The 20,367-nt window shown below is 46.6% G+C and carries 19 protein-coding genes; 14 read left to right on the top strand and 5 right to left on the bottom strand.

Translation table 11 applies throughout. The features are described from left to right. Positions 1-43: 43 nt before the first annotated feature. On the top strand, positions 44-820 hold the full coding sequence (locus SEDOR53_RS0100095; RefSeq protein ID WP_026767878.1) for a YgcG family protein: 777 nt from the start codon (positions 44-46) through the stop codon (positions 818-820). A 28-nt stretch (positions 821-848) separates the two neighbouring features. Continuing rightward, on the top strand, positions 849-3,050 hold the full coding sequence (locus SEDOR53_RS0100090; protein WP_026767877.1) for a DPP IV N-terminal domain-containing protein: 2,202 nt from the start codon (positions 849-851) through the stop codon (positions 3,048-3,050). On the opposite strand, the gene SEDOR53_RS0100085 is transcribed toward SEDOR53_RS0100090, so the two are convergent. Beyond that, on the bottom strand, positions 3,051-4,253 hold the full coding sequence (locus SEDOR53_RS0100085) for a DUF4407 domain-containing protein (RefSeq protein WP_026767876.1): 1,203 nt from the start codon (positions 4,251-4,253) through the stop codon (positions 3,051-3,053). Between the two features lie 191 nt (positions 4,254-4,444). Between SEDOR53_RS0100085 and yidC the strand changes: the two genes are divergently transcribed. Beyond that, complete coding sequence (yidC, locus tag SEDOR53_RS0100080; protein ID WP_026767875.1) at positions 4,445-6,292, top strand: membrane protein insertase YidC; 1,848 nt, start codon at positions 4,445-4,447, stop codon at positions 6,290-6,292. 46 nt (positions 6,293-6,338) lie between these two features. Next, positions 6,339-6,974, top strand: a complete 636-nt coding sequence (locus tag SEDOR53_RS16625; protein WP_157576645.1) for a hypothetical protein — start codon at positions 6,339-6,341, stop codon at positions 6,972-6,974. Between the two features lies 1 nt (position 6,975). On the opposite strand, the gene SEDOR53_RS0100070 is transcribed toward SEDOR53_RS16625, so the two are convergent. Further along, positions 6,976-7,365, bottom strand: a complete 390-nt coding sequence (locus tag SEDOR53_RS0100070; RefSeq protein WP_026767874.1) for a hypothetical protein — start codon at positions 7,363-7,365, stop codon at positions 6,976-6,978. Positions 7,366-7,498: 133 nt separating this feature from the next. Between SEDOR53_RS0100070 and SEDOR53_RS0100065 the strand changes: the two genes are divergently transcribed. The 3 genes from SEDOR53_RS0100065 to SEDOR53_RS0100055 all read left to right on the top strand — a co-directional run bounded on the left by SEDOR53_RS0100065 (position 7,499) and on the right by SEDOR53_RS0100055 (position 10,493). Beyond that, positions 7,499-8,920 (top strand): tetratricopeptide repeat protein, encoded by a 1,422-nt coding sequence (locus SEDOR53_RS0100065; RefSeq protein ID WP_026767873.1) that lies wholly within the window; start codon positions 7,499-7,501, stop codon positions 8,918-8,920. A 65-nt stretch (positions 8,921-8,985) separates the two neighbouring features. Beyond that, positions 8,986-9,750 carry a phosphosulfolactate synthase gene (locus SEDOR53_RS0100060; protein ID WP_026767872.1) on the top strand — a complete coding sequence of 255 codons (765 nt, stop codon included), beginning with the start codon at positions 8,986-8,988 and terminating at the stop codon, positions 9,748-9,750. A gap of 5 nt (positions 9,751-9,755) precedes the next feature. Continuing rightward, on the top strand, positions 9,756-10,493 hold the full coding sequence (locus tag SEDOR53_RS0100055) for a shikimate dehydrogenase (RefSeq protein WP_026767871.1): 738 nt from the start codon (positions 9,756-9,758) through the stop codon (positions 10,491-10,493). A 6-nt stretch (positions 10,494-10,499) separates the two neighbouring features. Here SEDOR53_RS0100055 and rdgB read toward each other — a convergent pair whose 3' ends face one another. Together rdgB and SEDOR53_RS0100045 are read right to left on the bottom strand one after the other, a co-directional pair. After that, a complete protein-coding gene (rdgB, locus tag SEDOR53_RS0100050) occupies positions 10,500-11,087 on the bottom strand; it encodes an RdgB/HAM1 family non-canonical purine NTP pyrophosphatase (protein ID WP_198018752.1) in 588 nt (195 codons plus the stop codon). Next, positions 11,084-11,635: a hypothetical protein gene (locus SEDOR53_RS0100045; RefSeq protein WP_026767869.1), complete on the bottom strand. Its 552-nt coding sequence runs from the start codon at positions 11,633-11,635 to the stop codon at positions 11,084-11,086. The genes rdgB and SEDOR53_RS0100045 overlap by 4 nt, the downstream gene beginning before the upstream one ends. Before the next feature lie 53 nt (positions 11,636-11,688). On the opposite strand from SEDOR53_RS0100045, the gene SEDOR53_RS0100040 reads away from it, so the two are divergent. Next, positions 11,689-12,753 carry a branched-chain amino acid aminotransferase gene (locus SEDOR53_RS0100040; RefSeq protein WP_026767868.1) on the top strand — a complete coding sequence of 355 codons (1,065 nt, stop codon included), beginning with the start codon at positions 11,689-11,691 and terminating at the stop codon, positions 12,751-12,753. Between the two features lie 61 nt (positions 12,754-12,814). Here SEDOR53_RS0100040 and SEDOR53_RS0100035 read toward each other — a convergent pair whose 3' ends face one another. Next, complete coding sequence (locus SEDOR53_RS0100035; RefSeq protein ID WP_026767867.1) at positions 12,815-15,658, bottom strand: T9SS type A sorting domain-containing protein; 2,844 nt, start codon at positions 15,656-15,658, stop codon at positions 12,815-12,817. 170 nt (positions 15,659-15,828) lie between these two features. On the opposite strand from SEDOR53_RS0100035, the gene rpsL reads away from it, so the two are divergent. From rpsL to SEDOR53_RS16620, 6 genes are all read left to right on the top strand, one after another. Beyond that, positions 15,829-16,209: a 30S ribosomal protein S12 gene (gene rpsL / locus SEDOR53_RS0100030; protein ID WP_026767866.1), complete on the top strand. Its 381-nt coding sequence runs from the start codon at positions 15,829-15,831 to the stop codon at positions 16,207-16,209. A gap of 29 nt (positions 16,210-16,238) precedes the next feature. Further along, positions 16,239-16,706: a 30S ribosomal protein S7 gene (gene rpsG, locus SEDOR53_RS0100025; RefSeq protein WP_026767865.1), complete on the top strand. Its 468-nt coding sequence runs from the start codon at positions 16,239-16,241 to the stop codon at positions 16,704-16,706. Positions 16,707-17,127: 421 nt separating this feature from the next. Further along, positions 17,128-17,574 carry a hypothetical protein gene (locus SEDOR53_RS0100020; protein WP_026767864.1) on the top strand — a complete coding sequence of 149 codons (447 nt, stop codon included), beginning with the start codon at positions 17,128-17,130 and terminating at the stop codon, positions 17,572-17,574. A gap of 19 nt (positions 17,575-17,593) precedes the next feature. After that, complete coding sequence (locus tag SEDOR53_RS0100015) at positions 17,594-18,097, top strand: T9SS type A sorting domain-containing protein (RefSeq protein ID WP_157576643.1); 504 nt, start codon at positions 17,594-17,596, stop codon at positions 18,095-18,097. A 268-nt stretch (positions 18,098-18,365) separates the two neighbouring features. Then, on the top strand, positions 18,366-19,205 hold the full coding sequence (locus tag SEDOR53_RS0100010) for a hypothetical protein (RefSeq protein ID WP_026767862.1): 840 nt from the start codon (positions 18,366-18,368) through the stop codon (positions 19,203-19,205). Between the two features lie 59 nt (positions 19,206-19,264). After that, positions 19,265-20,367: hypothetical protein (locus SEDOR53_RS16620; RefSeq protein WP_037360213.1), on the top strand; the 1,103-nt coding region annotated here is incomplete at its 3' end.

The raw sequence follows: 20,367 nt of genomic DNA, 5'->3' as shown, positions 1-20,367 counted from the left end.
CGCCCCACCGGCTTGTGCAGGCGGGGCGCTTTAACGAACAACCATGAAGCGGATCGTATTTTTACTCCTGGCGATATTGGGGATGCATACCCTGATGGCGCAGAACATACTTCCCAAACCCAACCCGCCGAGGCTGGTGAACGATGCTGCCGGTGTATTATTGCCCGAACAGCGCGAGATATTGGAGCAGAAACTGGTGGCGCTGGACGACAGCAGCTCCAACCAGATCGCTGTGGTGTTGGTTAAAACACTGAACGATTACCCCATAGAAGAGTACGCCGTAAAGCTTTTCCGCGATTGGGGCATCGGCAATAAGAAAACCAATAACGGCGTATTGCTGATTGCAGCTATCAACGACCGGAAGGTACGCATTGAAGTAGGGTACGGACTGGAAGGCGCCATTCCCGATGTTGTTAGCGCCAGCATCATCCGCAATGATATCGCTCCCAATTTTCGCGATGGTAATTATTACCGCGGCATCGACCAGGCCACCAACTCCATTGCCAAAGCAGCAGTGGGAGAATACAAAGTAAAACGCGAACGGCAGAATAGCAGTGGCACCAGCGCTAAATCGATCTTTACTTTCATTATCATACTGGTAGTGGTATTGGTAATACTAGGCCGCGGTGGCGGAGGAGGTGGTGGTATGGTAAGCCGGCGCGGTTATGGCGATATTGCACAAACTATTTTCTGGACATCCCTCCTGAGCGGCGGCGGTCGCGGTGGCGGCGGCTGGGGTGGTGGTGACAGCGGCGGCGGTGGCTTCGGCGGTTTCGGCGGCGGAAGCAGCGGCGGCGGCGGCGCCAGCGGTGGCTGGTAATTTTTTCAATGAACTAAGATTGCTTGCTATGAAAATGAACAAATTGTTGTTGCTTACTTTGTTGTTGGCAACATGCGTACGCATCATCCATGCCCAACCCCCTCATGGATACAAATGGACCAAAGATGGCAACGGTTATTTCGCGGCAGAAAATGGAGAGATCGTTCGATATGAATTGCCTGCCTTCATCAAAACAGTCATCGCTTCGAAAGAAAAATTAACGCCTGCCGGTGAGAATAATCCCATCAGCATCCGCAATTTTTTCTTTTCCAACGACAATACCCAGGTACTGATCTATAACAACAGCAAGAAAGTATGGCGCTACGATACCCGCGGCGATTACTGGATACTCAACCTTACAACCGGCAGCCTGAAAAAAATGGGCAAGCAATTCCCGGCTTCTTCCCTCATGTTCGCCAAATTCTCTCCCGATGGCAGGAAACTTGCCTATGTAAGTAATTATAATATTTATGTAGAAGATATTGCTACCGGTAAAGTCACTGCACTCACCAGCGGTGGTACCCGCAAAAAGATCAACGGCACATTCGACTGGGCCTATGAAGAAGAATTCTTTTGCAGGGATGGATTCAGGTGGAGTCCCGATGGCCGTAAGATCGCTTACTGGCAGATAGATGCTTCCCGCACAAAGGATTACCTGATGATCAACAATACCGATTCTATCTATCCTTTTGTAAAGCCTGTAGAATATCCGGTTGCAGGTGAAGCGCCTTCTCCTTTCAGGATCGGCGTAGCAGATATTACCACTGCCAACACAAAATGGATGAACATTCCTACAGACCCGGTATTGCAATCTTATGTTCCGCGGATGGAATGGGCAGCCAACAGCCATGAACTGATTGTGCAACACCTGAACCGCAAACAAAACGAATCAAACCTCTTGGTTTGCAATATTGCTACGGGTGCATCCAATGCGATCTACAGTGAAAAAGAAAAAACATGGATCGATATACTGCCTTTGTGGGATGATGATTATGCTTACGGTGGATGGGACTGGCTCAACAATGGCAAGGAGTTCCTGTGGGCAAGTGAAAAAGACGGGTGGCGCCACCTGTATCGCGTTAGTCGCGATGGACAAAAAGAAACGCTGGTTACAAAAGGCAATTATGATGTGATGGACATCAGCTCCATCGATGAGCCAGGCGGGTATGTTTATTTTTTTGCTTCACCCGATAACGCCACACAGAAATATTTGTATCGCACCAAACTCGACGGTACCGGAACAGCAGAGCGATTGACGCCCATGAACCAACCGGGTACACACGATTATGAAGTGTCGCCAACGGGGCATTTTGCCATACATTCATTCTCCAATTATTATACAAGGCCTGTTGAAGAATGGGTATCATTGCCCGATCACAAAGCATTCAATGGCGACAATGTAAACAATGCACTGGCAAAGACAAGCCCCGCTCAATCGAATCTCAACTTTTTCAAAGTGAAAACTGCGGAAGGAGTAGAGATGGATGCCTGGATGGTAAAGCCAAACCATTTTGATTCTACAAAAAAATACCCCGTTGTATTTTATGTGTATACAGAGCCGTGGGGACAAAACGTAAAAGACCAATACGGTGTTGGCCATAATTTCCTGTTCAATGGAAACATGTCCGAAGAAGGATATATCTATATTTCAATTGATAACCGCGGAACGCCTGTACCCAAAGGGAGAGAGTGGCGTAAATCTGTGTACCGGAAAATAGGACAGGTCAATATCCGCGACCAGGCACTGGCAGCAAAAGAGATACTCAAATGGCCTTTTACAGACACTTCGCGTGTGGCCGTATGGGGCTGGAGCGGTGGCGGTTCGGCCACACTCAACCTGATGTTCCAGTATCCTGAAATTTATAAAACAGGCATTGCGGTAGCCGGTGTAGGTAATCAATTGACTTACGACAATATCTACCAGGAACGTTACATGGGGTTGCCGCAGGAGAACAGGGAAGACTTTGTGAATGGTTCACCCATCACACACGCCAAAAACCTGAAAGGACATCTGCTCTATATCCATGGTACGGGCGACGACAACGTGCATTACAACAATGCAGAAATGCTGATCAATGAATTGATTGCAAATGGCAAACAATTCCAACTGATGAGTTATCCCAACCGGTCACACGGCATTTTTGAAGGCAAAGGAACTACGGCACATCTTTCGCATTTGTACACCGATTACCTGCGCATGTATTGCCCGCCGGGGCCCGGTGCCCGCTGATCAGTTGTGCTGTTTGGTGAACATGTTTTTCTTCACATCATACCATACCTGGTCGAGACTCCGGCCGTCATCCACCCAGGTAGAAAGGTACTGGCGCATGTTCTCGTACTGGTTGCGTGATGCAGTGGCAAAAAAGTCTTTAATGAAACGGCTGTCCTGCTCAAGGGCCCCTTCACCATATATCTGCCTCACAGAGAGCTCGCGATCGTGGTCTTTCTGGATGGTCTCTTTCTCCAGCTCTTCACGTAACCGCACTTTTTCATCGTAAGAGCCGGTAGGCAACAATGTTTTTGCGATCACAGGCATGAGCTCGATCAGCATCAACAATGCTACGAGCAGGTAATAACGGAAAGCCACGGCCGGATTGTCTTTCACCAGGTGATTGAGCGCTTCAATGCGCGTGATGAAACCGTCGTTTAACAACGCTTCAAAAGCCTGTTGCTCTTTTTGAACAGTGAGATCGATGGCGTGCAATGAACTATCAACCATGCGGAGCCGTGGCCGCAGTTGTCCTTCCATTTGCTGGTATTCGATACCCAGTTTCTGGTATTCATCCTGCTTGGCCTTCGCCACATCTTTCAATCCGGGTCTTTTACTTCCACCAGTACCATCGGTTTCAGCAATGAATGTCTGCCTGGCCTGGCTCACTTCACCATATTTTGTGGAGAGTTGTTGTTCCAGCTCATTTTTAGAACGCAGCAGATCAGCACGCGATGCCTGGTAAAGCGAGTCCTGGCGCATGCGCTTTTCTTTTTTCCGGTGCTCATTATCCAGCGAAGTCTGTACATGGATCTCTTTATCGAACAAGTAAAGCAAAGCAGGTTGTGCCATGAAAACACCAATGGTCACTGCCAGCAGTCCACGGAAAACCAGGGGAATGAACTTGCGTTTGTTGCTGCGGGTGATACCCTTGATCAGGGCCCTGTCTATGGAAAGGATGATGCAACCCATAAAAAAACCCAGGAAACAAGCGATTGGCAGGTTAGAGGTAACGGTACTGAAAAAATAGGTCCAGGCAAAAGTGGCAAATAACCAGGTGCCCATCACGCTCATACCTATAATGGCGTAACGGTTGCGATCGATCATGCAATCCCTGATCAATTCTTCTTCGGCTGTTGCCAACCACCATAAAAAACGGTTCCATCTGCTGGGGGCACCCGCACCCCTATGTACATAGGCAGCAGGACTGGTCTTTTCCTTCATAATTACAATTTGGAGCAGAAAAACGGTTGAAGTAGGGGAATACCTGGTTGGAGTCGGAATGGTAAAGGAACGATTTTAAACCGGTACGGCCCGTAGAAAAAGCCGTTTTAAAGCTATTTTAACGGAATATAACAGGGAAAACCTCCAGTTTTCGATCCATGCCCTACCTTTGCCGCTCAATAAAAGTTTCTATGAAGACGGATAAGAATACGGTCATTGGATTCATCTTGCTGGGAGTCCTGTTTTTTATTTTTTTCTGGTACAATAACAAACAACAGGCCACATTATTGGAAGCGAGGAAAAAACAGGAAGATTCCCTTGCCCGTATAGCCGCCAGTCGCATTAAACCGGAGGATAAAGCCCTTGCGCGCATCGATTCCCTGAAGCGTGATTCTGCTTCCCGCGTAGCGGCTGCAGGTGATTTTACCACGGCTGCCATTGGACAGGAACAGCTGGTGAGCGTGGAAAACGACGTGATCAAAGTAACTTTTACCACCAAAGGCGGGCAGGTAAAATCGGTAGAACTGAAAAACTACCATTCAGCCCAGGGCAGTCCCGTGGTGCTTTTTAACCAGAACCAACTGGGATATAATGTAAATACGGCGGCCAACCAATCGGCTTCCACCACCGGTTTATTCTTCACGCCTTCGGCTCCCGTAACCCAGGCCGATGGCAGCCAATCTATCAACTTCAGCATCAACGCCGCGAATGGAGAGAGTATCATACACCAGTTTGTGATCAGGAAAGGCGCTTATATGGTTGATTGGAATGTATCCCTGACCGGTGCAGATAAATTGCTGAGCCAGGGGCAATTCAACCTGCAATGGAACGGCGAAACTTTTCAGCAGGAAAGGACAGCTACTTATGAAAGGCAGATGTCGAATATCTGTTTTTCAGAAGGCAACGAGTTCGATTATATGTCTGCCAAAACGGAACGCAAGTTTGAAAAAAATGTACAATGGGTGAGTATGGTGCAACAGTTCTTCAATACCACGCTCGTGGCAAAGAACGGCTTCGGCAGTGGCGATGTACAATGGCAACGCAAGACCGATTCCAGCAATGTACTGGCTACGGCGCAGATGAACCTGCAGGCCAAACTGCCGGTGACAGCATCGGTATCTGTACCGCTTCAATTATACTTTGGTCCCAGCGACTATTCGATCCTCAAGCACCAGGCTCCTGAAATGGACCGCATTGTGAACCTGGGCCGTGACATGTATTCTTTTGTAAGGCCTATCAACAAATTCATCATCATGCCCGTATTCGATTTCTTTGCGGGTTTTGTGAAGAACTACGGATGGGTGGTATTGTTGCTGACTTTGTTCATCAGGCTGGTAACATCACCGCTTACTTACAGCAGTTACCTGAGCGGCGCCAAGATGAAAGTGTTGCGCCCCGAGCTGGATGTGATCAAAAAGAAATTCGGCAGCGACCAGCAGGGCTTTGCCATGGAGCAAATGAAATTATTCCGCGAAGCGGGTGTGAACCCACTGGGTGGTTGTATCCCGGCTTTATTGCAGATTCCCATCTTCTTTGCATTGTATAGTTTCTTCAATTCCAATATTGCGCTGCGCGGACAATCCTTCCTCTGGAGCCAGGACCTTTCTTCTTATGATGTGATTGCCAAACTGCCTTTCAATGTACCGTTGGGATTCGGAGATCATATCAGTTTGTTCACTATTACAGCCGTAATAACGAGCTTCCTGATCTCTATTTACAATATGAGCATGACGCCAACACAGGATAATCCGATGATGAAGTACATGCCGTATATTTTCCCTTTCATGCTGCTGTTCATCTTTAACAGGTTGCCTTCGGCGCTGACCTGGTATTATACGGTATCGAACCTCATCACACTCGGACTGCAGTTCGTGATCCAGAATTATATCATCAACCATGATAAGATACTGGCCAAGATCGAAGAAAAGCGTAAAGCGCCCAAGACCAAAAGCAAATGGCAGGATCGCTATGAGCAGATGATGGAAAGCCAGAAAAAGTTGCAGGACCTGAAAGAGAAGAACCAGCGTCGCAATAACTGAGTTTTTTTGGCATAGATTTGATGGTACTATTCAAAACAGAATGGCCATGCGTGCTTATGTTTCATTGATAGGTTTATTGTTGTTCTCCGCAGTGCTGTATGCACAACAACGGGTGGTGGCGGATTGTACCGTTACCTACCGCGTGAACCTGGAAGAAAAGGGTGGCGATAAAGATGTTACCGAATCATTCGGCGCTACAACAAAAACAGTGTATATCCGCGGCAATAACAGCCGGGTAGACCTGGTAAGTCCAGCTTTCAAACAATCCCTGCTGTACGATAAAACAGCTGCCAGTGCAGTGATATTGCGTGAGTTCGGCAACCATAAACTCATGACCAAACTGAATCACGATCAATGGATCGCTGCCAATAAAAAAATGTACGACAGCATGACCATCGCCTATTCCGGTGAGACCAAGAATATACTCGGCTACGAGTGTAAAAAGGCTGTGTTGCGTTTGAAAAACGGCACCACATTCAGCCTGTATTATGCCACTAATATTATTCCTTCTGTGAGGGAATTTCAATACGAGTTCAAAGACATACCGGGTTTTGTGCTGGAATATGAGTCGATGGAAGGAGAGAACAAGAAAATAACGTATACAGCTACGAAAGTGAACATAAGTCCCGTGCCGGTATCAAAATTCGAGATACCTACTTCGGGTTACAGGATCATCAATTGAATTAGTGGTGCTCGGGAGGAGCAGGGGTTTTGAATTTGGGAACCCTTACCTTGAACTTATAAGGATAGATATAAGTAGTATTCCCATTGTCAAATTTGAGCATGGAACTCACTTCTCCACCTCCGTTGAGGGCTTCACTCACGGAAGATGAATGCATGACTTGCGTTCCTTTGAACTGCATGCTGGATTTGAGGGAAGAATAAGAAATCGCTGAAAGGGATTTGTGAGATGATACGGCATTTACGTTCTTCAACGAATATTTGCTGTTGTTCTTGGTACCGCCTTTTTCGTCGGTAATGCCGGTAAATGAAAAAGCAGCAAATGCTATCTTAACGCCCAGGGTAAGGACGAATGCAATAGCAACTGTTTTAATATGTTTTGGCCCTCTCATTAACACAAATGTAAATAATTTTAACAAAATTACAAATTAAGCTTCTGTTAGCTAAACGTTAAGGGATTAAAAAAGTTACCCGAAACTTGGAAAAAGCTGATTTTTGTTCTAAATTGGGTAAACCAATAGACAGATGAGAGAAAACCCGTATCGTGAAGACCGAGAGGAACTGAAGGAGCTATTGAGACAATACCAGAATCTGAAACAGGGCCGTAGCCATAGTTTCCTTGAAGAAGAGGCTTTTGAACGTATTATAGATTATTTTGATGATAAAGATAATCTCCCTGAAGCACTTGAAGCGGCCGAGACCGGCCTGGAACAATTCCCTTATTCTTCCCAGTTGATGATCAAAAAGGCAGATTTGCTGCTGGCTACCCGTAAATACCGGGAGGCGCTCGATGTGCTGGAAATGGCGGAATTGTACGACAGCAGTGATATCAACCTCTATATCCTCAAAACAGATGCTTACCTCGCGCTCGACCAGCAAGCCAAAGCCGTGGAACTGCTCGAATCGGCCTTGCGCCTTTTTGAGGGGGAAGAGCGGCTTGACCTGCTCTTTGAGCTGGCCGATGTGTACGACGATTATGAAGAGTTCGATAAGGTATTCGATTGCCTCAAACTGATACTGGAAGAAGAGCCCAATAATGAAGAGGCGCTGTACAAGATCTGTTTCTGGACAGATTTTACCGGCCGTAATGAAGAAAGCATACGCCTGCACCAGCAGATCATCGAAGATTATCCGTTCAGCGAGCTGGCCTGGTTCAACCTGGCGGCGGCTTACCAGGGATTGAAACTCTATGAAAAAGCCATCGATGCATACCAGTATGCGGTGGCCATCGATGAAAAGTTCGACTATGCTTACCGCAACATGGGTGATGCTTACCTGCGGTTGAGAAAATACAAGGAAGCCATTGAAGTGTTGGAAAAAGTACTGGAACTAACGCGCCCCGAAGATGTGATCTATGAAGCCATCGGCCATTGCTATCACCGTATGGGCAATTATGCACAGGCGCGCTTTCATTACAAGAAAGCGGTGCACCTGAACCCCGATGACAGCAAGCTGCACTACAAGATAGCCGTTACCTATATGCTGGAACAACAGTGGCAAAGCGCCGTGAAGCAACTGGAGAATGCCATGCGCATTCACCGCTCGGTGCCGGAATATAACCTGGCCATGGGGGAATGCAAGATGAACCTCAACCAGTTCAAGGATGCCATCCAATATTTCGGAGCAGTAGTGCGCTATAAAACCAAGAATGTGGCCGGATGGGAAGCTTTGATCCGCTGCCTGATCAAAGCGGAATTTTACGATGAAGCGATAGAGCAATGCATGGCGGCATCGAAAGCCACAGAAGGCAAACCGGTATTCCTGTTCTATCACAGCGCCGTTCTTTTCATCATGGGTAAGAGCAAAGAAGCCCTGGTGAAACTGGAAACAGCGATGGAAAAAGCGCCCAGGCTCCTGAAAAAATTTGTAGAGATCAACCCGTCCATACTGCAAAACAACCACGTGGTAGATATAGTAGCCCGCTACAAGAAGGGCAAAAAAATATAGACTCCTTCCCGCTGCACATGTACGATTAGCCTATTTTTGCACCCGACAAGAAAACGAATAAGAGCATGAATTTTAATCTGACGCAGATCCCTACCCGTACGCAGCAACCCCGGAATTCAGGTATAACAATGGTAATGGACAAAGGACTCAGCATCACGGAAGTCCATAATTTTATGAGCGTGTCGGGTCCGCATGTGGATATTGTCAAACTGGGCTTCGGCACTTCATTCGTTACGCCCAAACTCCGTGAGAAGATCGAAGCATACAAATCATACAACGTGCCTATTTATTTCGGCGGCACTTTATTCGAAGCTTTCCTGGTGCGGAACCAGTTCAATGATTATATCTCCGTGTGTAAGGACTATGGAGTGGATTATATGGAAGTGAGTGATGGCTCCATCACCATCCCGCATGCAGAGAAATGCGGCTACATTGAGAAACTCACACAGCACGGTACTGTATTGAGTGAAGTGGGAAGTAAAGACGCTGCGCATATCATTCCTCCTTATAAATGGATTGAACTGATGCGCGCCGAACTGGAAGCGGGCTCTTCTTACGTGATCGCAGAAGCACGCGAAGCGGGTAATGTGGGTATCTACCGCGGCTCGGGTGAAGTAAGGGAAGGTTTGGTGCAGGAGATACTCACACAGATACCGGAAGAAAAGATCCTTTGGGAAGCGCCGCAGAAAGCGCAGCAATTATACTTCCTGGAACTCATCGGCTGCAACGTAAACCTTGGAAATATCGCACCGCAAGAAGTGATCGCATTGGAAGCAATGCGTGTTGGATTGCGGGGAGATACGTTTGAACTTTACCTCGATAAAGCCTGATAACTATGCGCCGCTTTGGTTTGCTGGGATACCCGCTGTCACATTCTTTCTCGCAGCATTATTTCACCGGGAAGTTCAGCCGGGAAGGTATCCGCGATGCGGTCTATGAAAATTTTTCCCTGCCCCGGATCGAAGAACTGCATGCTGTATTGAAACAACACAGCGATCTGCGCGGATTCAATATTACCATTCCGTATAAAAAACAGGTACTGGCTTTTCTATCAGGATACACACCTGCCGTACAGCAAATGGGCGCTTGTAACTGCGTTAAGATCACCAACGGATCATTGTTCGGTTATAACACCGATGTGGTGGGCTTCAAACAATCATTGCAACCTTTCCTGAAACCTCATCACCGCAATGCATTGATATTGGGTACGGGGGGCGCTTCGGCAGCAGTAGAATTTGTATTGAAGGAACTGCATATCGATTACCGGTTTGTATCGAGAACGGCCGGAGACGATACCATGCGTTATGATGAGTTGGATGCATCGGTGCTTTCTTCGCATCACCTGGTCATTAACACTACGCCACTGGGTATGTACCCCAAAACGGAAGAATATCCTGCTATCCCTTATCAATACCTCACACCGGATCATCACTTGTACGACCTGGTCTATAACCCGGCAGAAACCCAATTTCTTGCTAAGGGCAAAGCAATGGGCGCCACCATTCAAAACGGAGAGGAAATGCTGGTGCTGCAAGCCGAAGAGAGTTGGCGGATATGGAACAGTGCCGATTGATCCAGTTCATGATGCGTGTTCTTTGAGAAATGCAATGAGTTGTGCGACGGCTTTTTTGCGATGGCTGAATGTATTCTTTTCTTCCACGCTCATTTCTGCAAAGGTTTTCTCGGCGCCATCCGGCACGAAAATAGGATCATACCCAAAACCTTCCCCGCCCTTGCACACATCGATGATGCGTCCTTCGCAGATACCTTCAAACTGGTATTCCTTGCTTTGAAAAATGAGGGAGATCACCGTACGAAACCGGGCATTCCGTTGATCGATGCCCTGCATATTCAATAACAACTTGTCGATATTCTGCTGGAAGCTTCTGCTCTCACCGGCATAACGCGCGCTCTTCACGCCCGGTTCACCGTTCAGTGCGTATACTTCCAATCCGGAGTCTTCGCTGAAACAATCTTTACCTGTCATCCGGTGAATGGTTTGCGATTTTTCCGTTGCATTCGCTTCAAGGGTATCGTGCGGTTCGGGGATATCGATGTAGATACCCGCTTCCTGCAATGTGATGATAGCAAAACCTTCTCCCAATACAGAACGGACTTCATTCACCTTGTTTTGATTATTGGTGGCAAAAATGATCGGAGGCATCATAGCTGGAATATCTTTTTCAGGCTGAGCCAGAGTTTGGTTTTTTCCAGCTTCGCTTCCTTGCTTTCGCCCAACATGGTTTGCAGGGAAGGGGCCGACAGGAACTGGCACTGGTCGTATGGCTGCACTTGGTAATGCGGAATGGTAAAAGGTAATTGGAGCTGCTGCAGGTTCACATCAAAAGCCAGCAATACCACAGGTTGCAGGTGGCTTTTGAGGAAAGAAAACAATACGGGCTCCTGGTGCCTGTTGATGATGGCCACGTCGCCCAGGTTCAATTTACAGGCCGATAGTATGCTGGAAAGGAACTGCAGCGATTCATCGTTCAGGTAAACGGCCCCGGCATCGTTGACAATGATGGCGATGTGTTTACCATTATTGCCGAGGTACCATTGTTTCGGTAGAGCTGCGGGTGCTGCAGGCAGGGGTTTCTCTACCGGAGACGTGCCATCTTTTGTTAATGTGTTTGCAAGAGAAATAGCGTCCTCAGTAATCACCAGGCTGTTCTTATACAGTCCCGCCAGCACAAAATCAGGTAACCGCTGCTCCATTAACGATTGTTAGTTTTTATTTTTTTCGTTTCTTTGTAGCAAATATAGAAACTATGACAGCAGCACCCGAGATAAACGTTACGAAAGTGGAAACGAGCAGGTTGAAAAGCATGAGCCTGGAAAATTTACCGTTTGGTCGTGTCTTTACCGACCACATGCTGGAGGCGGATTATGAAAACGGAGAGTGGAAGAATGTAGAAATTAAACCGTATCAGCCGCTGCTGTTCGAACCTTCACTGGCTGCTTTTCATTACGGACAAGCCATTTTCGAAGGCATTAAAGCATACAGGAACGAAGCAGGAGAAGCTTTCATCTTCCGTCCTTACGATAATTTTAAACGATTCAATCTTTCAGCAGAACGCATGTGCATGCCGGTTGTGCCGGAAGAAATTTTCATAGAAGGCATGCGCCAGTTGATAGACCTGGATAAGAGCTGGATACCCGCTAAAAAGGATCACTCTTTATACATCAGGCCTTTCATGATCGCAACAGATTCTATGCTGGGAGTGAGGCCTTCTGAAACATACAAGTTCCTGATCATACTCAGTCCCACCGGCCCTTATTTCGCCGCTCCCATGAAGATCAGTGTGGAAGAAAGGTACACGCGTGCTGCTCCCGGTGGTGTGGGCTTCTCCAAAAATGCCGGTAACTACGGCGGTAGCATGATGGCAGCCAAGCAAGCCAACAAATCAGGATACGACCAGGTATTATGGACCGATGCTTTCGAGCACAAGTGGTTGCAGGAAGTAGGTATGATGAATGTGTTTTTCCTGATCAATGGGGTAGCAGTAACACCTTCACTGGAAGAAGGTACGATCCTGAAAGGTGTTACAAGAGACAGCGTTGCTACATTGTTACAGGAATCAGGTATCAAAGTAGAAGAACGCCGCATCAGCATCGATGAATTGATTGAGGCATACAAAGCCGGCCAGTTGCAGGAAGTATTCGGAACAGGAACGGCAGCCACTATTGCTTACATCAAAGAATTGAAATACAAAGACCATGTGATGCAGTTCGATCTGGACAAATGGAAAGTGGCGCCTGCTATCAGGAACCTGCTCAATGACATCAGGGATTGCCGCATAGCTGATACACACAACTGGATGTTTAAGATTTAATGTCTTGTGTTGTGCGTCATCCCGAGCGAGCATAGCGAGTCGAGGGATGACGTGCAAATTTTTATAATGCATCTCCGATCATAACTTTTTTAACGACTGTATCACTACCGCATTTTAATTCAAGTATATACAGCCCTTTGGGCATGCCTGCCAGTGAAATGGTAAAACGACCTTCCTGGCGAAAACCTAACATGAATGATCTTACCTGTTGCCCTTGCAGGGAAAACAAATGCAGCGAACAGTTGCCAGGTTGAATGGCTTTGAAATCAACGAAAAGCCGGTCATTGGCGGGAACAGGTCCGGCCAGCAACCGGATCCTCGAAGGGATGCTAATGGTTGCGAGCTCTTTTTTGAAAGCTGTAACCTCAAAGCGATCAGTTGATCCATTCAATGTATCATGGCTTAGCCTGAAATAATAACTGCTGTCTTTTTCCAGTTGCATCCACCGGTCGAGCAATTTATCGTGCAGGTATAAAACCAGTTTTTCAGGTAAAAATTTTCTGGCTGTTCGTATGCGGAAGAGTCCGGATACATTGGAACGGATACCCAATGGAACCACTGTTTTTTTATGAAAAGGCCGCGCATCGGCAGACAATGCATTTTTATCGGTACTGAAACTATAAAAACTGATGTCGGGGTTCATGATCTTTTCTGCATCCAGCGGATCGGTTGCATCACGTGCACTGTCGATATGAAAGAGCAATATCCTATCCCAGAATCGACCATCACTTTCCAATCTCAATTCAAGATGATAAGGATCATCGGCGGTCTCCATGAATCCATTGGAAGGTTCACCCGTTAGTTTTGCCTGCTCTGTGAACAGGAGATGGTTTTCAGTAAACGCATAAGTTTTGATAAAAAAAGAAGCGAAAGCGGGCATCATAAAATGACTTTTAAAAGGAATTGAAGTATAACCGCCATGCAGACCTTGCTGGCTATCCCATATCCAGAAATAAGGAGCGATGTTGTTGCTTGGGGAACTATGCAGCATATCAACCGGGCATGGATAGGGGTTCACAACAAGCCGGTAGCCTGTGTATTGATCTGGTGGAAGAAAGATTTCCTGACTGCCCTGGTTTATGCGGCCAGATAGAACAATGATGGTTGGAGGTCCTTTGATTTGCATGCGAAGCCCCTGGTGCTTTTCCCATCTGGGTTCCGGCATGTTCGCGCTGCTGTCAAAAGATGTCCAGGCGGCTGCTTTGTCAAATGATAAGTACCCGGCGTTTTCATCGAAAAAAGAAAAAGATGCAATGTTGGAAAGCTCTGTTAACAATTTTGTATCCAGCGCCGTTGAGAAAGGATGTGCCAGCAGGTGTATACCACTATCGGGAAGACGATATTCCACATGAACAATGCCGTTGATGCCGCTCTCTGCGGCAACAGGGCCGATCCTGCTACCTTCCTTCAATACAAGCCATCCATTGGTTTCAAGCATTCCTTTGCGACAACTGAGCATACCGGAAACATTCAATGAATCTTTCAAATACACTTTGTTATTGTTGATGGTGAGGTGGTGAATGGTATGCTGCAACAATGCAGTTGAAGAGAGCGCCTGCGGTTGGAGGCCGTTCAGTTCGATACTGCCATTGGTAGCATCGATGCTTTGAGTAGGGGCGTTAATGGAGCCACTGCATTGTAATACGCCGCTGATCTGCAAAGCCGATTGATCTGAGAGTGTGAGGTGATTGCAGGATGCTGAACTGGTGATCTGCGGGGAATATGGTGAGGAAGCAGGAATGAACACATCAGTGCTGCTACCGGGGATATTTGCTCCGCACCAGTTGTTGGCATTGTTCCAGTCGCGATTGATATTACCCAGCCATAAGCCTTCTTTCATTGCCGTGACGGATACAGGCGCAGAATAGGATGAACAAGCGCCCATTGTGAATTTTCGCCTGAACCAGGTATTGGTTTCAATGACGGGTGGTGCGTAATGGGGCAGGTTGTTGATGCCGGGTGCAGGCAGGAAGCCGTTCGATGCAGAGACCGTAGTGTATTCCCATGCATAAGCGATGGGGGATTGTTCACTTGAGATAATCGAGCCAACGAGCGCCGAAGGCTTGCTCCCTGCACAGATCCGTTGATTGGCTTCAATCGTATTTTCACGAACGGGCGAGACGGTACAATCTTCTACAAATACAGGCGCCGTAACGAAGGCAGCAAAAGAGAAATCATCAATGGCCAGGGCGTCATCGTTACCCGGCTCGTCATGATCATCCCAACGGAGCAACAGTTGTTCGCCGGGTTTCCAGTGGATATTGCGAATGGTGTGCCGGATGAGGTATTGGTTCGCAGGTAACTTCCCATTGAGAGCCGAAGCCCCTGTGGTATACACGACAGATTGCAGGTTCAATGCGGGAACGGCTGTAAGGGCCGATGAAAAAGGAGGTGACAGGTTACCTGTAGCGTAGTTGAAAGTGTAGGTATTACGATTTCCGGAGCCGCCTTTGCGCCACTGTTCAACGGTAAAGGAAAGGGTACAGCTGTCGAGCGTAATGCCTGTCTGGTTGCTGAGGAGCAATCCGAATGCATATACCCCGCTTCCAGATGCGAGGGAACCCAGGGACCGGTTGGTGTTTTTGGAAGCTCCAAAACTATAGGCTCCGCTTGCCGTACCCGATCCGGTTCCGGTTAGCAATTGGGCATTGGCGCTGCTGCTGCCTGTTTGAAGCATGAACCAGCCTTCCATCCCGGCTGCGTTGACCGGGGAATTAGCCAGGGCAAAAGGCCCTTTACCGCCGGGAAATAGTATCGTACCGGAGAGGGGCAGACCATCAAAATCCTGGCGGTATACCTGGCCGGCAAGGGTATAAGAAAGCGGTGCCTGAACCGGCGGCTGGGCGACGGAAACCAGGGGTAGGAGCAGGCCATAAAGCAATTGATGCATGGTAAAACGCTTCATAGTGTTTATTTTTGGGTCTTTAAAACGGCCCGGAAGTGGGCAACAGGCTAAAATAGGTGCGGATGCTCCGGCAGGAACGGAGTAGACAAAAAACCAGAAACTTGTGAAAACTTTTTGGATTTTCGGTTTCAACTGTTACCTTTGCCGTCCCAAAATTTAAATGGTTCAGAATGCCTACAATACAGCAATTAGTTAGAAAAGGCCGCGAAATTATCAGGGCTAAGAGTAAATCAAGGGCTTTGGATGCATGCCCCCAGCGTCGCGGGGTTTGTACCAGGGTATATACCACTACCCCCAAAAAACCGAACTCAGCCTTGCGTAAAGTAGCGAAAGTGCGTTTGACCAATAAGGTGGAGGTGATCGCTTATATCCCTGGTGAAGGGCATAACCTGCAGGAGCACTCGATCGTATTGATCCGTGGTGGTCGTGTGAAAGACTTACCGGGTGTACGTTACCACATCGTTCGCGGAAGCCTGGATACTGCTGGTGTGAAAGATCGTAAGAAGAGCCGTTCTAAATACGGTACGAAGAAAGAAAAGGCAAAAAAATAATTCCAATTAATCGTTAATTACTATACGTCATGCGTAAAGCACAAGCTAAAAAATTACCCCTCGCTCCTGATGGACGTTTCAATGATAAACTGGTTACCCGTTTCATCAATAACCTGATGTGGCAGGGTAAGAAAAGCACTGCCATCAACATTTTTTACGATGCAGTGGATAAAGTGAGCAAGCAGACTGGTGAAGACGGATATGAGATATGGAAAAAAGCCATCGCCAATGTAACGCCTGCTGTAGAAGTACGCAGCCGCAGGATCGGTGGTGCAACATTCCAGATCCCTGCAGAGGTTCGTCCCGATCGTAAGATCTCTTTGAGCATGAAATGGTTGATCCGTTACAGTCGCGAAAGGAATGGCCGCACCATGGCAGATAAATTAGCCAATGAGATCGTAGCTGCCAGCAAGGGTGAAGGTGCTGCTTTCAAGAAGAAAGAAGATACCCACCGTATGGCAGAAGCCAATAAAGCATTCTCGCATTTTAAAGTATAAAAAAAGTGAGCGCAAGCGTTTAGAAAGCCCCCCATTTTGGGGGGCTTTTTTTTGCAAAAAAACCTTCATAAAAGACACATTATCAGAACCGAAACTGTAATTTTGGATCACCAAACCCCACTAATCCAATTCCTGCTGAAATCTTCAGTATGAAGCCAGTTTTCGTGGCTAGTCGTTACCCTCTGACTATTAATCCAGTTTCCAAAATCCTTTTTTTAAACCATTACATCCAATTGTAATCTTGTGACTGATCATTATCCGCTGCGATACTGATATGTCTACTTTTTTGTCCTCTGTTTAACCAAATCCATCTCCAATTCCTCCGGCAAAAGCCATCCTATTCGTCTATCCAATCCCTTTCAAAAACGCGTGTATCTGGATCCTGAGCAATGGACCTATTGAAATCTGGATATCAACTAACATGACGGCATCTTGCAAAATCATTGCTTCTTTCCTCTTCTTCTGTGTACTCCTGCTGGGCAGTTGTACAAAGGACGATGGGAATAGCATCAAACCTGAAGACCAGCTGGTGAAGTATCTCACTGGCGAAGTTGGTAATCGGGTATGGCGTATCAAAGAAGTATATCAGAACAGGGTGCTGCAGCAGTTAACGGCTAATCAACTTCGGTATACCAAGACGTATACTCAAACAGCAGGACAAGCTTACACAGGCATTTTTACAGATTCTGACGGGTTCTCAGGTAAATGGATGCTGACTTCTGTATCGCAATTGGTTGAAGTGATCACCAATAACACGGCAGGTGATATCAAAACAGAATGGATCATCAATAAGCTCGATGCCAATACGATGGATGTAGAAACTACGAATAACGGAACAACAACACGGATCGTCTATTATGGGTTTTAAAAGAAAAATACAATTGTTGATGGCTTTGCTGCTTGTCTGCTCCGCAGGCATGGCACAGCTGTCTACTTCTTGTTCTTTTTCTTCTATCGGTGGAGGTAATAATGGTTCTGTGGGAGTTGCCAGTCCCCTTCTTGTGTACAGCAAAACAAAATGTTTAACAGTTTCCAACGGTCTGGGTGTTTTGGATATTGCCAATAACGGTAATGGACATTTCGATGCAAGCTGCAGGGAAATACCTCCAGTAGGACCCGGCATACCGGAATTCTCGCTGTCGCTCTCGGTATATCCCAATCCTACCAGGGGAATGAGCACTTTGAAATGCAAAGGAAATTTTGATGCGGGGTTGTCGTGCATGGTGCGGGTGATTGCATTTGACGGAAGGGTTATGTTGTCGCAGGTGGTGCCTATGACGGCGATGGCTACCGGATGGACATTTGATCTCAGTAATTATACTTCCGGCACTTATATGGTTAACGTGGAATTGATACGCCAGCAGTATAATCTGAAACTGATCAGGTTATAAAATTATTACCAGGCAACTGGTTGAAGATACTATTGTCTATTGAAGCGCATCAATGCGCAGTGTCCTGAGAAAGACCATTAAAATCCATATCCTGTGAAAGACCAAAGTCCTATCCTATGAAAAACTATTAAAAACTAAACCATGAAAGACCGGAAGTCCTATCCTATGAAGGACTATTAAAAACTAAACCCATGAAGAACCTTTTTAAATTAATATCCTGTAAAAATGTAAAAAAAGTTAACCTAACGAATTATCTAAAATACTGTATATGAAAACAAAGTTCATCAAAATACTCGTTGTGCTTGCGTTTGCTTGTATAAAAGATATAGCTGTAGCACAGCCTCCTGCGGGTATCCCTTATCAATTTGTTGCCAAAGACAACATAGGCAACCCGGCCCGCAACCGGACGGTATATGTGCAATGTGCAATCATACAAACGGCAGCAGTAGGCGGTACAACGGTGCTGGAAGAAACACACCAGGTACAATCAAATAACGATGGTGTATTCGAGATCATCATCGGCCAGGGAACCAAACCCCCCACAAGCCTTAACCAAAGCCTGTCTACCATTCCCTGGGCGAGCGGACCTTTTTTCTTCAACCTGAAAATTGCAGTAGCCCCTTCTATACCGGCATCGTGGTGGGTTGCAAAAGACAACTATGTAGACATGGGAACGATGCAATTGTGGAGTGCCCCTTATGCATTGTATGCGGGCAATGCCAGTGTAACTAATGTCAATACAAATATAAAGGCCGGTCCCGCGAATTCATTCCTTGTTACGGATAGCACAGGGCAGGTAAATTGGGCTGTACCGCAGGCTGCAAAAGTCAATGTGACCCATATCTCCGACGTCCGGCTTACAGTCACTTCAACATTTGGTCAATCGGTTATGATTCAACCCAATACTACAGGAATGGTAAAAGTGTTTGTTCCGGGAGTAAAAAAAGGAGACCCCATTGTTGTAACGCCAGATGACGATTACACGAATTGGTCGATTTACAGTTCATGGGTAAGTAATCCCGATACAGTAGCGGTGCGATTGGCCAATTATACGAATAATGTGGTATCGGTATTGGGTAGTCAGTATAAGATCGTTGTTATAAAATAAAAGATAAGATAAGAGATCGTGTAGAATAGGATGAATTGGTTGGATTAAAAGATAATGTTATGAGAAGAAATTTACACAAAATTGCCGGCTTCATATGCTTGCTGGCTTTTACGTTCACAGCAACAACATCCCGGGCCCAAACTTTTGGTGATAACCTGGGCAATCATACTGCTACGGATACCTTGCGCATGCGAGGGTTCAATATTCTCCAGGCTGGAGGCATTACCATAGGCACTTATGCTTTCCTGAATAACAGTGTTGCACTGCAAATAGAAGCCACGGACAAGGCGTTGCTGCTCTCCAGGGTATCGGATACCTCGGCCATTGCCAATCGTGTAGATGGTATGTTGATCTATAGTAATGCTGATCATCAATTCTATGCTTGTCAGGCTGGTATTTGGCAGGCGTTTGGTTTAACTAATCGGGGTGTGACTGCTATCAATGGGAAAATAGGAAGCATTACCATTGCAGGAGATACCACTAATACCATTACTTTATCACAAACGGGTAGTAATATTACCATTGCTGCTGCAAATAAGGTTGCATTGTGGAATGCCAATAAATTGATGGGTAAAAATATCTCCGCCGGCATCCCTGCCAACAGCCAGGTACTGATGTGGAACGATGCAAGTCAGAGTTGGCAGCCGACTTCTATGAATACCTTGAATAATCTTACACTTCCTAATGGTGCTAAATCAGATTCATTTGTAACCACCTTAAACGGGGCTTTAAGGAAGATAGCGTCTTCGGACATCATGTTTTTATCAGACAGTACTTCTTTATTCAGCAGGTTAGCCAAATACAGCGATACAACAACGATGTTGTCACCTTATTTGCGCAGCTCGTCTGGAGTGAAGTACAGCGACACAGCTTCAATGCTATCAAACCGGCTAAAAATCAGCGATACTTCGAATATGCTGAGTGGTTACGCGAAGAGCGGTCAGTTGGTAAAGTACTCCGATACAGCCTCTATGGTATTGAATCTCTTACGTAAGAGTGACACCTCTTCTATGTTGACGAACCGATTGAAGATCAGTGATACATCGAATATGTTGAGTGGTTACGCAAAGAGTGGCCAATTTGTGAAGTATTCCGATACAGCTTCAATGGTATTGAACCTGTTGCGTAAGACGGATACTGCAAACATGTTGAGTCCTTATGC

Source organism: Asinibacterium sp. OR53, from assembly GCF_000515315.1.
In the GTDB taxonomy this organism is placed as follows: domain Bacteria; phylum Bacteroidota; class Bacteroidia; order Chitinophagales; family Chitinophagaceae; genus Sediminibacterium.
Note: the sequence above shows the minus strand (reverse complement) of the source record. Positions and strands in the feature narration are given on the sequence as shown.

Coding starts and splice junctions, on each gene's coding strand:
- SEDOR53_RS0100095 (WP_026767878.1), top strand. CDS start 44: ATGAAGCGGATCGTATTTTTACTCCTGGCGATATTGGGGATGCATACC.
- SEDOR53_RS0100090 (WP_026767877.1), top strand. CDS start 849: ATGAAAATGAACAAATTGTTGTTGCTTACTTTGTTGTTGGCAACATGC.
- SEDOR53_RS0100085 (WP_026767876.1), bottom strand. CDS start 4,253: ATGAAGGAAAAGACCAGTCCTGCTGCCTATGTACATAGGGGTGCGGGT.
- yidC (WP_026767875.1), top strand. CDS start 4,445: ATGAAGACGGATAAGAATACGGTCATTGGATTCATCTTGCTGGGAGTC.
- SEDOR53_RS16625 (WP_157576645.1), top strand. CDS start 6,339: ATGCGTGCTTATGTTTCATTGATAGGTTTATTGTTGTTCTCCGCAGTG.
- SEDOR53_RS0100070 (WP_026767874.1), bottom strand. CDS start 7,365: ATGAGAGGGCCAAAACATATTAAAACAGTTGCTATTGCATTCGTCCTT.
- SEDOR53_RS0100065 (WP_026767873.1), top strand. CDS start 7,499: ATGAGAGAAAACCCGTATCGTGAAGACCGAGAGGAACTGAAGGAGCTA.
- SEDOR53_RS0100060 (WP_026767872.1), top strand. CDS start 8,986: ATGAATTTTAATCTGACGCAGATCCCTACCCGTACGCAGCAACCCCGG.
- SEDOR53_RS0100055 (WP_026767871.1), top strand. CDS start 9,756: ATGCGCCGCTTTGGTTTGCTGGGATACCCGCTGTCACATTCTTTCTCG.
- rdgB (WP_198018752.1), bottom strand. CDS start 11,087: ATGATGCCTCCGATCATTTTTGCCACCAATAATCAAAACAAGGTGAAT.
- SEDOR53_RS0100045 (WP_026767869.1), bottom strand. CDS start 11,635: ATGGAGCAGCGGTTACCTGATTTTGTGCTGGCGGGACTGTATAAGAAC.
- SEDOR53_RS0100040 (WP_026767868.1), top strand. CDS start 11,689: ATGACAGCAGCACCCGAGATAAACGTTACGAAAGTGGAAACGAGCAGG.
- SEDOR53_RS0100035 (WP_026767867.1), bottom strand. CDS start 15,658: ATGAAGCGTTTTACCATGCATCAATTGCTTTATGGCCTGCTCCTACCC.
- rpsL (WP_026767866.1), top strand. CDS start 15,829: ATGCCTACAATACAGCAATTAGTTAGAAAAGGCCGCGAAATTATCAGG.
- rpsG (WP_026767865.1), top strand. CDS start 16,239: ATGCGTAAAGCACAAGCTAAAAAATTACCCCTCGCTCCTGATGGACGT.
- SEDOR53_RS0100020 (WP_026767864.1), top strand. CDS start 17,128: ATGACGGCATCTTGCAAAATCATTGCTTCTTTCCTCTTCTTCTGTGTA.
- SEDOR53_RS0100015 (WP_157576643.1), top strand. CDS start 17,594: ATGGCTTTGCTGCTTGTCTGCTCCGCAGGCATGGCACAGCTGTCTACT.
- SEDOR53_RS0100010 (WP_026767862.1), top strand. CDS start 18,366: ATGAAAACAAAGTTCATCAAAATACTCGTTGTGCTTGCGTTTGCTTGT.